Origin of the sequence: Corallococcus sp. CA041A, assembly GCF_003612075.1 — a bacterium.
GTDB classification, from domain to species: domain Bacteria; phylum Myxococcota; class Myxococcia; order Myxococcales; family Myxococcaceae; genus Corallococcus; species Corallococcus exiguus.
Window position 1 is genome coordinate 1 of record NZ_RAWF01000288.1, and the last position, 12215, is coordinate 12215.

At 69.0% G+C, this 12215-nt stretch carries 10 protein-coding genes; 5 read left to right on the forward strand and 5 right to left on the reverse strand.

Annotated elements, in window-relative coordinates; genetic code table 11:
* The first annotated feature begins 113 nt into the window (after window positions 1–113).
* The 3 genes from D7V77_RS35145 to D7V77_RS35155 all read left to right on the forward strand — a co-directional run bounded on the left by D7V77_RS35145 (window position 114) and on the right by D7V77_RS35155 (window position 3913).
* Complete coding sequence (locus tag D7V77_RS35145; RefSeq protein WP_120580639.1) at window positions 114–1391, forward strand: dicarboxylate/amino acid:cation symporter; 1278 nt, start codon at window positions 114–116, stop codon at window positions 1389–1391.
* 74 nt (window positions 1392–1465) lie between these two features.
* Entirely contained in the window at window positions 1466–1948 is a 483-nt protein-coding gene (locus D7V77_RS35150; protein WP_120580640.1) for a peptidylprolyl isomerase, read from the forward strand.
* A gap of 69 nt (window positions 1949–2017) precedes the next feature.
* The gene (locus D7V77_RS35155) at window positions 2018–3913 is read left to right on the forward strand and encodes an OPT family oligopeptide transporter (RefSeq protein ID WP_120580641.1); all 1896 of its coding nucleotides are present in this window, start codon (window positions 2018–2020) and stop codon (window positions 3911–3913) included.
* Between the two features lie 9 nt (window positions 3914–3922).
* On the opposite strand, the gene D7V77_RS35160 is transcribed toward D7V77_RS35155, so the two are convergent.
* The 3 genes from D7V77_RS35160 to fusA all read right to left on the reverse strand — a co-directional run bounded on the left by D7V77_RS35160 (window position 3923) and on the right by fusA (window position 9106).
* Entirely contained in the window at window positions 3923–4744 is an 822-nt protein-coding gene (locus D7V77_RS35160) for a flagellar motor protein MotB (RefSeq protein WP_233597427.1), read from the reverse strand.
* Window positions 4745–4946: 202 nt separating this feature from the next.
* Window positions 4947–6884: an ABC-F family ATP-binding cassette domain-containing protein gene (locus D7V77_RS35165; protein WP_120580643.1), complete on the reverse strand. Its 1938-nt coding sequence runs from the start codon at window positions 6882–6884 to the stop codon at window positions 4947–4949.
* A 104-nt stretch (window positions 6885–6988) separates the two neighbouring features.
* Window positions 6989–9106: an elongation factor G gene (fusA, locus tag D7V77_RS35170; RefSeq protein ID WP_120563441.1), complete on the reverse strand. Its 2118-nt coding sequence runs from the start codon at window positions 9104–9106 to the stop codon at window positions 6989–6991.
* A 157-nt stretch (window positions 9107–9263) separates the two neighbouring features.
* On the opposite strand from fusA, the gene D7V77_RS35175 reads away from it, so the two are divergent.
* A complete protein-coding gene (locus D7V77_RS35175) occupies window positions 9264–9626 on the forward strand; it encodes a nuclear transport factor 2 family protein (protein ID WP_120580644.1) in 363 nt (120 codons plus the stop codon).
* Window positions 9627–9635: 9 nt separating this feature from the next.
* The gene (locus D7V77_RS35180) at window positions 9636–9974 is read left to right on the forward strand and encodes a hypothetical protein (protein WP_120580645.1); all 339 of its coding nucleotides are present in this window, start codon (window positions 9636–9638) and stop codon (window positions 9972–9974) included.
* Between the two features lie 36 nt (window positions 9975–10010).
* Here D7V77_RS35180 and sthA read toward each other — a convergent pair whose 3' ends face one another.
* A complete protein-coding gene (gene sthA, locus D7V77_RS35185) occupies window positions 10011–11414 on the reverse strand; it encodes a Si-specific NAD(P)(+) transhydrogenase (protein ID WP_120580646.1) in 1404 nt (467 codons plus the stop codon).
* A 45-nt stretch (window positions 11415–11459) separates the two neighbouring features.
* Window positions 11460–12215: pseudouridine synthase (locus tag D7V77_RS35190; RefSeq protein WP_147452260.1), on the reverse strand; the 756-nt coding region annotated here is incomplete at its 5' end.

Sequence of the window (12215 nt, forward strand, 5' to 3'; positions counted from 1 at the left end):
CGGGGGCAGGGCGGGCTCGGTGAGCTGGACGAGGGATTCCACGATGGGGCGGAAGCTTTCCCCTGAACGCGAGGTGGGCGCCACTCCCTTTCACCGGTAGGCTTCGCCCCCTCATGAAGCCCCATCAGAAGATGCTCCTCGGCATTTCCGCCGGCGCGGTGGCCGGGCTCGTCTGCAACGCCGTGTTCGGGAGCGCGGACTGGCTCATCTGGCTCGTCGAGCACGTCACCAACCCCCTGGGGCAGATCTTCATCCGCCTGCTCCTGATGCTCGTCGTCCCGCTCCTGTTCTCCGCGCTCGTCGTGGGCGTGGCGGAGCTGGACCTGAAGCAGGTGGGCCGCCTGGGGGCCCGCACGCTGGGCTACACCGTCGTCTTCTCCGTCATCTCCGTGCTCATCGGCCTGTTGCTCGTCAACACGCTGAGGCCCGGAGACGGCCTGAGCGACGAGGCCCGCGCCCTGGCCCGCACGGGCACGACCATCAAAGCCGCGCCGCCCCCCGGCGACACGTCCATGGGCGCGCTCTTCATGTCCATGGTGCCCACCAACCCGCTGAAGGCCGCGGCGGACGGGGACATGATTGGCCTCATCGTCTTCTCGCTCATCTTCGGCCTGGGCCTGGCGCTCACCCCGGGCGAGCCCGCGCAGCGGCTCAAGGACGTCATCCAGGGCCTCTATGACGTGATGATGAAGCTCATCGACGGAGTGCTCCAGCTGGCGCCCGTGGGCGTGGGCGCGCTGCTGTTCTCCATGACGGCGCGCCTGGGCTTCCACATCCTGGGACAGCTGGCGTCGTACGTGGGCGTGGTGCTGCTGGCGTTGAGCATCCACATGTTCGTCGTGTACTCGCTGTCCGTGCGCTTCTTGGGCGGCCGCAACCCGGTGGAGTTCTTCCGCTCCTGCCGGCTGGCCATCGTCACCGCGTTCTCCACGTCCTCCTCCAGCGCCACGCTGCCCACCGCCCTCAAGGTGGCGGAGGAGAACCTGAAGCTGCCGCGCAACGTGTCGCGCTTCGTGCTGACCGCCGGCTCCGCGATGAACCAGAACGGCACCGCGCTCTTCGAGGGCGTCACCGTCCTCTTCCTCGCGCAGGTGTATGGCGTTCCGCTGGACCTCACGCAGCAGGCGACCATCATGTTCATCTGCGTGCTGGCGGGCATTGGCACCGCGGGCGTGCCGGCGGGCTCCATCCCCGTCATCGCCATGATTCTGGGCATGTTCCACATCCCCGTGGAGGGCCTGGGCCTCATCCTCGGCGTGGACCGCTTCCTGGACATGTGCCGCACCGTGCTCAACGTCACCGGAGACCTGGCGGCCGCAGTGTACGTGTCGCGCGGCGAGCCCTCCGACCGCCCGGTCGGCGAGGAGGCGGCGCAGTCCCCCACCGCCTGACGTGGCGTCACCCCGTTTCCACCTTTGACCGAAGTCCCCTCCGCCGTCTTTCGAATCCAAGGAGCTTCAGCCGCATGAAAGTCGCCAACGGTCGCGTCGTCGCCCTCGATTACCGCCTCCACATGGGAGACGGGCAGATCATCGACCAGAGCGCCCCGAACCAGCCGCTCGCCTATCTGCACGGGCACAAGCAGATCGTCCCCGGACTGGAGGGCGCGCTGGAAGGCCTGGGAGTGGGGGACAGCAAGCAGGTGGTGGTGACCCCGGAGCAGGGCTACGGCATCCACAAGCCGGAGGGCGTGCGCAACGTCGCTCGCACCATGCTGCCCAGCACCTACCTGCCCCAGGTGGGCGGCACGCTGATGGCCCAGACGGAGGACGGCGACGTCCCCCTGCGCATCATCGCCGTGAACCCGGACCACGTCGTGGTGGACCTGAACCACCCGCTCGCCGGCAAGACGCTCCACTTCGACGTCACCGTGCGCGAAGTGCGTGACGCGACGCAGGAAGAGCTGGCGCACGGCCACGTCCACGGGCCGGGCGGCGCGCACGGGTAGCGCTTTTCCCTGCCTCCGGGCACGGAGCGTTTCGTGACCTCGGGGGGCGTGCACTATCTTGCGCCCCCCATGGTTCCTCCCGTCCCGAACCCCAGCCAGCTCCGCGTCCCCGCGCCCGACCCCGGCGCCGTCCCCGAACGGCCCGGCGCCTCCGCGGCCATGGATCCGGAGCTGTACTGGCGGGAGCACGTCTACCAGGGCGGCGCGCGGCAGCTCACCGTGCGCGCCGTCATCGCCGGGATGCTCATTGGCGCGGTGATGTGTCTGTCCAACCTCTACGTCATCCTCAAGACGGGCTGGAGCCTGGGCGTCACCATCACCGCGTGCATCCTGGCCTTCGCGGTGTTCGGCACGCTGCGCTCGCTGAAGCTGCTGCGCAACGAGTTCACCGACCTGGAGAACAACGCCATGGGCTCCGTGGCGTCCGCCGCGGGCTACATGACGGGCGGCGGCAACATGGCGGCGGTGCCCGCGCTGCTGATGCTCACCGGCACGCTGCCGTCGTCCGGCTGGCTGATGGTGTGGTTCGCCGTCATCTCCGCGCTGGGCGTCTTCGCCGCCATCCCCATCAAGCGCCAGCTCATCAACATCGAAGCGCTCCCGTTCCCCACGGGCACGGCCACCGCGGAGACCATCCGCGCGCTGCACGGCCACGGCGAGGTGGCCCGCCGCAAGTCGCGCCTGCTGGGCCTGGCGGGGCTGGTGGGCGCGCTGCTGGTGCTGGTGCGCGACGCGCGCTTCACCTGGCTGAAGAACCTGCCGGAGAAGGTGAGCCTGCCGTTCAGCATCCTCGGACGCGAGGCGGGCAAGTGGTCCCTGTCGTTCGACTTCAGCCTGCTGCTCATCGGCGCGGGCGCGCTGGTGAACTTCCGCACCGGCTGGTCCATGTTGCTGGGCGCCATCCTCAACTACGGCTTCCTCGCGCCGGCCATGGTCGCCCAGGGCGTCATCCCGGAGGTGACGTACAAGGCCATCAACAGCTGGTCGCTGTGGACGGGCTCCGCGGTGCTGGTGTCGTCCGGCCTGCTCTCGTTCGCGTTCCAGTGGAAGAGCGTGGTGCGCTCGTTCTCCGCGCTGGGCGGGCTGGTGGGGATGAAGCCCAAGGATGGCGCTCGCGAGGATCCGCTGGCGGACATCGAGTGCCCCCCGGCGTGGTTCCCCCTGGGCTTCGGGCTCCTGGGCCCGGTGGCCGTCTTCCTCATGGCCTACCTGTTCCAGATTCCCTGGTGGGCCGGCGTGCTCGCGCTCCCCCTGGCGGTGGTGATGGGCGTCATCGCGTCGCGCGTGACGGGCGAGACGGACACCACGCCTACCAAGGCGCTGGGCCCCGTCACCCAGCTCATCTTCGGAGGCCTGGCGCCGGGCAACATCCCCGCCAACGTGATGAGCGCCAACGCCACGGGCGGCGTGGGGCTGCACTCGGCGGACCTGCTCACGGACCTGAAGTCCGGGTGGCTGTTGGGGGCTTCGCCGCGTCAGCAGTTCTTCGCGCAGCTGTTCGGCGTGGCCGCGGGCGCCATGGTGGTGGTGCCCATCTTCAAGCTGCTGGTGCCCACCGCGGACGTGCTGGGCACGGAGCAGTTCCCCGCGCCCGCGTCCATGGTGTGGGCTGGCGTGTCGAAGATGCTCGCCTCGGGCGTGTCCGCGCTGCACCCCACCGCGCGCGTGGGCGCCCTGTGCGGCGCGCTGCTGGGCATCACGCTGGTGCTGCTGGAGCGCTGGGCCCACCCGAAGGTGAAGGCCTTCCTCCCCAGCGCGTCCGGCCTGGGGCTGGCCATCGTCATCCCCGGCTCCAGCTCCATCAGCCTCTTCGTGGGCGCGGCGCTGGCGGCGTTCCTCCGGCGCACGAAGCCGAAGCTCGCGGAGGACGCGGTGCTGCCCGTCAGCTCCGGCTTCATCGCGGGCGAAAGCCTGTTGGGCATCGCCATCGCGATGGTGAAGGCCTTCGGCTTCATGCCGAAGTAGGGGGCCTGCTCAGTCCACCTTGCTGGTGGCCCAGGACACGCCCGCGACGAAGCGGAAGGTGGGCGTGTCGAACCCCGCGCCCACGCCCGGGCCGCCCATCACATACAGGTCCAGGCTGGACAGGGCATGGCGGCGGATGGCGATGAGCAGCTCCGCCCCCACCCGGCCTCCGTTCAGCGGGATGCCCGTGAGCACGCTCACCTCGCCGCGCGTCAGCTCGCCGTGGAGCGACGTCACCGTGGCGCCCAATCGCAGCTCATTGCCAGCGATGTCTTTCGGGTCGTAGGACACGGGACCCAGGTCCTGGCGCTTGCGCAGGAAGATGCCGGCCTCGCCGCCCACCTGGAAGCCCTCGCCCACGTAGCCCAACTGCAGACGCGGCTGCCACGCGTAGTCCTCGTGCGCCTGCGCCGCACGGCTGCCCACCGGCAGTCCCGCGGTGAACCCCACCGAGAGGTTGATGGGGGCGCCCTTCGTCTGGCGGAGCACCGCGGCCCGGGCCGTCAGCCACGGCGTGGCGATGCCCCCGGAGTTCGGCCCGTAGTACTCCAACGTGGGCTTTCCCCCCTGCGTCAGGACGAGGGGCAGCTCACCGCCCACCTCCAGCCACGACAGCACGCCGAAGCCCACCGTCAGGTGGGCGGTCATCTTGTTCTCCACCAGGCCCGTGCCCTCGCCGGGCTCCCAGCGCGTCTGGAAGTGCAGGGGCAGCTGCTCGTAGTGGTAGTTCAACGCCACACGCAGTTGCCCTGCCTCCAGCGTCCGTCCCGTCCCCACCACCAGCGAGCCCAGGGCCGCCGGGTCCAGGCGCAACCGTTGCAGGTCAAACATGGGCAGCGGACTCTTGGGACCGCTTTCCAGGGCGTGGGCGGAAAAGGGGACGGACAGAAGGGCAGCGGCGAGGACCGAGGCCGGACGGAACACGTGACGACTCCCGAGGCGGAGGGACGCGGACTCTAGCCAGAGTCCCCTCGCCCGAAAATCATGCACGGGTGCCATCAATTGATGTTTGCCCCGCTCAAATATCGCCGCGTCAGGCAGTTCCAGCCGCCAGGTCCTGCAATTCCTGCCAACGCGTATAGAGCCGATCCACCTCGGCGGTGGTGGCTTCCAGGGCCTGATTCACTTCCGCCACCTTGGAGCCCTGGCTGTAGACGGCGGGGTCGGCCAGCTTCGCCTCCAGCTCCGCCTTGCGCTTCTCCGCGGCCTCGATGGTGGCCTCCATGCCGTCCAGCTCGCGCTGATCCTTGTAGGAGAGCTTCCCGAGCTTCTTCTGGGCGGGCTTCTGGGCGGGCTCCTCGCGGGGTTCGTCCTTCTTCGGCTCGTCCTTCTTCAGCGCGGCGGCCTTGAGCGCGGCGGCCCGCGACTGCTCGCGCAGCCGCTTGTACATGTCGTAGTTGCCCTCGTAGCGGGTGACCTTGCCCTCGCCGTCGAAGGAGAGGATGGCGGTGGCCACCTTGTCGAGGAAGTACCGGTCGTGCGTCACCAGCAGGGTGCTGCCGGCGAAGTCCAGGAGCAGGCGCTCCAGGATGTTGAGGGTGACGATGTCCAGGTCGTTGGTGGGCTCGTCCAGCACCAGCACGTTGGCGCCTTCCAGGAACAGCCGCGCCAGCAGCAGGCGGTTGCGCTCGCCGCCGGACAGCGCGCCCACCTTCATGCGCTGCATGGGCACCGGGAAGAGCAGGTCCTCCAGGTAGTCGCGCAGGGCCACCTTCCGGTCCGCCAGCTCCACGTGGTCCTCGCCGTTGGAGGCCGCGTCGTACACCGTCTGCTCCGGATCCAACTGGGCGCGCTGCTGATCGTAGTAGGCGACCTTGGTGTTCTTCCCGATGACGAGCTTGCCGCTGTCCGCGGGAATCTCCCCCAGCATCACGCGCAGGAAGGTCGTCTTGCCCACGCCGTTGGGCCCCAGGAAGCCCACGCGCTCGCCGCGCTGGAGGCGGAAGTCCACGCCGTCCAGCACCTTGCGCTCGCCGAAGGACTTCTTCAGCCCTTCCGCCTCGATGACGGTGTGGCCCAGCCGCGGCGCCGCCACCACCTTCAAGTCCGCCACCTTGGGGCGCTGGAAGCCCTTCTCCGCCAGCAGCTTCTGCGCCCGTTCGATGCGGGCCTTGCTCTTGGTGCGCCGCGCCTCCGGGCCCTTGCGCAGCCATGCCACCTCCTGGGCAATCCAGCGTCCGCGCTTGTGCTCCGCCGTCTCCGCGTTCTCCTGGGCCACGAGCTTCTGCTCCACGTAGGCCGCGTAGTTGCCGGGGTAGGAGATGAGGCCGCCGCCGGGCTGGATTTCGACGATGCGGTCCACCAGGTCGTCGAGGAAGTAGCGGTCGTGCGTGACGAGCAGGAGCGCCCCGGGCAGCTTGTCCAGCTCGTCCTCCAGCCAGTCCACGGTGTCCGCGTCCAGGTGGTTGGTGGGCTCGTCCAAGAGCAGCAGGTCCGGGCGCGTGAGCAGCGCCCGGGCAATGGCCACGCGCTTCTTCAGGCCTCCGGACAGCTGCGCCACGGGCCGGTCCCAGTCCTTCACGCCCAGGCGGTCCAGCAGCGTCTTCGCGTGGTGCTCCGTGTCCCAGCCGCCCGCCTGTTCAATCCGGTCGCTCAGCGCGGACAGCTGCTCCAGCATCTTCTGGGTGGCGTGCGCGGGGTCCGTCTCCAGCTTCCGGGACAGCTCCGCGTGCGCGTCCAGCGCCTCCTTCAGCGGCGCCTGGGACACGGCCAGCTCGCTCTGCACGGTGGCGCCTTCGGGGAACTCCGGCTCCTGGGGCAGGTAGGTGACGCGTGCGCCCCGGCGCAGCTGCAGCTCGCCCAGGTCCGGCTTCGCCGCGCCGGCCAATATCTTCATCAGGGACGACTTGCCGGAGCCGTTGACGCCCACGAGGCCCACGCGCTCGCCCTCCTCGATGGTGAAGGTGAGGCCCTCGAAGACGGTGCGGCTGCCGAAGGCGAGCTGGACGTTGGCGGCGCGAAGCAGCGTCACGGAAAGGAACCTTTCGAAAAGGGGGACGGTAGAAAGCGAAAGGGCGCCCCCCACTTGAAGCGGGGAGCGCCCTTCCTACAGCCAGTGCGGCGTGGGCACCCGGACTACTTGCGGGCAGCCTGCTCCGCGGCCTGCTTCTCCTTGTACTGCGCCATCAGGGCCTCCGCCTCGTTGCGGGGGACCGGCGAGTACCGGGCGAACTCCATCGTGAACTCGCCCTTGCCCTGGGTCGCGGAGCGCAGGTCGGTGGAGTAGCCGAACATCGTGTTCAGCGGCACTTCCGCCACGGCCGTGACGTAGCCCTCGGCGGTGCCCGTCTCCAGGATGGTGCCGCGGCGCTGGTTCAGCTGGCCGACGACGGAACCCTGGAAGTCTTCCGGAGCCGTGACTTCGACCTTCATGATCGGCTCGAGGATGATCGGCTTGGCGGCGGCGTAGCCCTCGCGGAAGCCCATGATGGCGGCCGTCTTGAACGCCATTTCGGACGAGTCCACCGCGTGGAACGCGCCGTCGTTGATGACCACGCGCAGGCCCACCACGGGGAAGCCGATGAGGCTGCCCTTCTTCACGGCCTCGGTGAAGCCCTTGTCGCACGCGGGGATGAACTCGCGCGGGATGGAGCCACCGACGATGTCGTCCACGAACTCGTACTGCTGCACGGCGTCCGAGGGCAGGGGCTCCACGTAGCCGCACACGCGCGCGAACTGACCGGAACCACCGGTCTGCTTCTTGTGCGTGTACGCGAACTCGCCCTTCTGGGAGATGGTCTCGCGGTACGCCACCTGGGGCTTGCCGGCGACCACTTCGCAGTCGTACTCGCGCTTCATGCGCTCGATGTAGATCTCCAGGTGCAGCTCGCCCATGCCGCTGATGATGGTCTGCGCGGACTCTTCGTCACGGTGCACGCGGAAGGTAGGGTCTTCCTTGTGGAAGCGGTTGAGCGCCTTGGAGAAGTTGGTCAGCTTGTCGCGGTTCTTCGGCGTCACCGCCAGGGAGATCACCGCGTCCGGCACGAACATGGACGTCATCGTGTAGTTCACGGTGCCGTCGGTGAACGTGTCGCCGGAGGCGCACTCGATGCCGAACAGCGCGACGATGTCGCCGGCCGTGGCCTCGCTCACGTCGTGCATTTCCGACGCGTGCATGCGGACGATGCGGGGAACCTTGACCTTCTTCTGGTTCACCTGGTTGAAGATGAAGTCACCCTTGCTCACCTTGCCCTGGTAGATGCGCATGTAGGTGAGCTGGCCGTAGCGGCCGTCTTCCAGCTTGAACGCCAGGCCGACGAAGGGCTTGTTCGCGTCCGACTCCAGGATGACCTTGGCCTCGTTGTTCTTCTGGTCGAGGGCCTCGTTGGTCGCTTCCTTGGGGTTGGGCAGGTAGCTGCACACCGCGTTCAGGAGCAGCTGCACGCCCTTGTTCTTGTACGCGGAGCCGCACATCACCGGCGTCATCTTCAGCGCGATGGTGGCCCGGCGCACGGCGGCGCGGAGCTGCTCCTCGTTGATGGCGCCCGGGTCCATGAGGAACGCCTCGCCCAGCTCGTCGTCGACGTTGGCGATGCCCTCGATCATCTCGTCGCGGCGCAGCTTCGCCTCGTCGAGCATGTCCGCGGGGATGGCCTCCTCGCGCACGTTCTCGCCGTTCTCACCATCGAAGTAGAACGCCTTCATGGAGAGCAGGTCGATGAGGCCCTGGAAGCGGTCCTCCGCGCCGATGGGGTACTGGAGCTTCACCGCGTGGTGGCCCAGCTTCTCCTTCAGCTGCGCGGCGACGCGGTCATAGTTCGCGCCCGAGCGGTCCATCTTGTTGATGAACGCGATGCGCGGAACCTTGTAGCGCTTCATCTGGCGGTCCACCGTGATGGACTGCGACTGCACGCCCGACACGGAGCAGAGCACCAGGATGGCACCGTCGAGGACGCGGAGCGCGCGCTCCACCTCGATGGTGAAGTCCACGTGTCCCGGGGTGTCGATCAGGTTGATGTTGTATTCGCCCCACATCGCGTACGTGGCGGCGGACTGGATGGTGATGCCCTTCTCACGCTCCAGGTCCATCGAGTCCATGATCGCGCCCACGCCGTCCTTGCCGCGGACCTCGTGGATCTCGTGGATCTTGCCCGTGTAGAACAGGATGCGCTCGGAGAGCGTCGTCTTGCCCGAGTCGATGTGGGCAGAGATACCGATGTTACGAATCTTCTCGATGGGTACGTTGGAGGCCACGATCCGGTCCTTCTTCTATTGAAAAAATTGCCTGAGGGAACAGAGCAGGCGGGGCCCTTACTTCCCACAGGACCCAGTTACCAGACAAATCCGCATGACGCGGGGCGTACATCCGCCTACTTTCCGCCGTCCCCGTTCCGACTGAGGTCTCATAACAATGAGCGCGAGCGAAAACTTCTCACTGGCCAGGGCCTGGCTCAAGGCCTTCAACGCCCACGACGTCACCGCCCTGGTGGCGCTGTACGCGGAGGATGCAACACACACCTCGCCCAAGATTCGCGTCCTGCATCCGGAGACGGGCGGGCGCCTGGTGGGCCGGCCGGCCCTGGAGCAGTGGTGGAGGGACGCCATCGCCCGGCTGCCGGGCCTGCGCTACGAGGAGACGGCCCTCACGGCGGACGGGGACCGGGTGTTCATGGAGTACCTGCGCCACGCGCCCAACGAGGCCCCCCTGCCGGTGGCGGAGGTGCTGGAAGTGAAGGGCGGGCGCATCGTCGCGTCGCGCGTCTACCACGGCTAAGGTGCCCCCATGGCGACCCCCAATTTCGAACGGGACTTCGGATACCTGCTGCCCTTCATGGACAAGGTGGCGGCGGCCGCCTCGGACCTGCCGGACGCCTCCGCCCGCGAGGAGCTGGTGCGGCTGGTGTCGGAGGAGAAGGTGCGCTGGGAGCGCATCCGGGAGCTGCTCCAGGGCGCCCAGGGGCAGAGCGGCGCGTCCAAGGGGCCCGCCCCCAAGGCCTCTGCCTCGAAGGCCCCATCGCCCGCCGCCGCGCCCCCGCTGGCCCGGGTGTCCGCGGACGGCGTGAACCGGGTAGCCCAGCGCGAGGCGGGCTTCACGGTGGGAAGCCTCAAGGACTCGCGCTAGGCGCGGGCCGCCGAGGCTCCGGGGGCCCGAGGCGGATCAGGTGCTGCTCACCCGCACCTGGTCCAACGCGTCGTAGGTGGCGGCCTTGTAGGCCTCCGACAGCGTCGGGTAGTTGAAGCAGGTCTCCACGAAGAGCTGCGCGGTGGAACCGGTGAGCAGCGCGGTGAGCCCCACGTGCACCAGCTCCGAGGCCTGCTCGCCCAGCACGTGCACGCCCAGGAGCTTCAGGTCGTCGCGGTGGAAGAGCAGCTTCAAGAGGCCCTGCCGCTCCCCGATGATCTGCCCGCGCGGGTTGGTTTCGAAGGTGGCGCGGCCGACCACGTAGGGGACGCTGCGCGCGCGCAGGGACTCCTCCGTGTCGCCGGCCATGGACACCTCCGGGATGGTGTAGATGCCGTAGGGCAGGATGGGCGTGAGCGTGCGCTTGCCCGGGCCGAACGCGTGCTCCACCGCGATGCGGGCCTGCTCCATGGACGTGGAGGCCAGCGCGGGGAAGCCGATGACGTCCCCCACCGCGTAGATGTGCGGCACGGCCGTCTGGTACGCGAGCCCCACTTCAATCTGGCCGCGCTTGCCCTGCTTCACGCCCAGCGCCTCGATGCCCAGGCCCGCGGTGTTCGAGGTGCGGCCGGAGGCGACCAGCACCTGATCCGCCTCCAGCACCTCGCCGGTGGACAGCTTCAGGCGGATGGGCTCCTCGTGGGACTCCGGGACGTGCGCGGACTCCACCGTCTGGCCCAGGCGCAGCCGCACGCCCAGCGTCTCCATGCAGTCGCGCAGCACCTGCCCCACTTCGGCGTCCAGGAAGGACAGGAGCTCGTTCTTCACCTCCACCAGCGTCACCGGGATGCCCAGCGCGGCGAACATGCACGCGTACTCGCAGCCGATGACGCCGCCGCCCACCACCACCAGCGTGCGGGGCAGGGTGGTGATGTCGAGGATTTCATCCGAGTCGTGCACGCGCGGGTCGCCGAAGGGGTACAGCGGCGGGCGGTACGGGCTGGAGCCGGTGGCGATGAGGACGGTGCCGGCGGTGAGCCGGGCGACCTCCGCGCCGTCGCGCTTCACCGCGACGGTGTGCGCGTCCGCGAAGGAGCCGGCGCCCTGGAACAGCGTCACGCCGTGGCGCTGGAGATTCTTGTGGATGCGCTCGCGCTCCATCTGCTTCACGCGGCGCTCGCGGAAGAGGAAGTCGGAGACGGTGGCCTCGTGGCGCAGCGTCGCGTCCACGCTGTAGAGGCCGCGCGCCTTGAAGCCGGACAGGTGCAGCGCCGTCTCGCGCAGCGTCTTGGAGGGGAGGGTGCCGGTGTTGGCCGCGGTGCCGCCGAGCACCGCCTCCCGCTCCACCACCGCCACCCGCTTCCCCGCGAGAGAGGCCTGCACCGCGCCCCATTCACCCGCGGGGCCTGATCCGATGACCACCAGGTCGAAGTCCGCCATGGGCCGCACCCTAACCCCACCCCGGGGGGCCAGGGCACCGGGAAGTCAGTCCCGGCCCGAGTAATTCAGCTTCTCGCGGACCTCCTCGTCAGTGAGGAGGCGGAAGCCGCCCTCGGGGATATCGTCCAGGGTGATGTCGCCCACGGCCTCCCGGTGAAGCGCGCGGGCGGGCAACCCCACGGCGCCCAGCATACGCTTCACCTGGTGGTGGCGGCCTTCGGTGAGAATCACCTCCACCGTGTGCTCGTCGCGCACGCGCACCACTGCGGGGCGAGCGGGGCCGTCATCCAGCATCATCCCCTGGCGCAGCGGCTCCACCTTCGCGTCGTCCGCGGTGCTGAACACCGTGGCCACGTAGCGCTTGGGCAGGTTCGTCTCCGGGGACGTGGCGTGGGCCACCAGCTTGTCGTCGTTGGTGAAGAGCAGCAGGCCCGTGGTGTCCACGTCCAGCCGGCCCACGGCGTGCCAGGTGAAGCGGTTCAGCTCCAGGGGCAGTTGGGGCAGGAGCAGCTCGAACACCGTGCCCGTGCGGTGCTGACGCGCGGTGGAGGTCAGCACCCCCGCGGGCTTGTGGAAGGCCAGCACGTGCGTGGGCGCTCCCTTGCGCACCGGGTGCCCGTCCACCTTGATGACGGCGTCGGGCGGCACGGGCGTCAGCGGCGTGGTCGCCACGCGGCCGTTGACGGTGACACGGCCCGCCTTGATGGCGGCGTCGGCCTCGTCCTGGGGCATGGCGCCCGCGCGGGCGAGTGCGCGGGAGAGCCAGTCCGGCTTCTCCTTGCCCTCCCAGCGGTTGGGGCG

Excerpts from the sequence above, each read along its gene's own strand:
- D7V77_RS35175 (WP_120580644.1), top strand. The coding sequence starts at position 9,264 with ATGAGCGCGAGCGAAAACTTCTCACTGGCCAGGGCCTGGCTCAAGGCC.
- D7V77_RS35160 (WP_233597427.1), bottom strand. The coding sequence starts at position 4,744 with ATGTTTGACCTGCAACGGTTGCGCCTGGACCCGGCGGCCCTGGGCTCG.
- D7V77_RS35145 (WP_120580639.1), top strand. The coding sequence starts at position 114 with ATGAAGCCCCATCAGAAGATGCTCCTCGGCATTTCCGCCGGCGCGGTG.
- sthA (WP_120580646.1), bottom strand. The coding sequence starts at position 11,414 with ATGGCGGACTTCGACCTGGTGGTCATCGGATCAGGCCCCGCGGGTGAA.
- D7V77_RS35150 (WP_120580640.1), top strand. The coding sequence starts at position 1,466 with ATGAAAGTCGCCAACGGTCGCGTCGTCGCCCTCGATTACCGCCTCCAC.
- D7V77_RS35155 (WP_120580641.1), top strand. The coding sequence starts at position 2,018 with ATGGTTCCTCCCGTCCCGAACCCCAGCCAGCTCCGCGTCCCCGCGCCC.
- D7V77_RS35180 (WP_120580645.1), top strand. The coding sequence starts at position 9,636 with ATGGCGACCCCCAATTTCGAACGGGACTTCGGATACCTGCTGCCCTTC.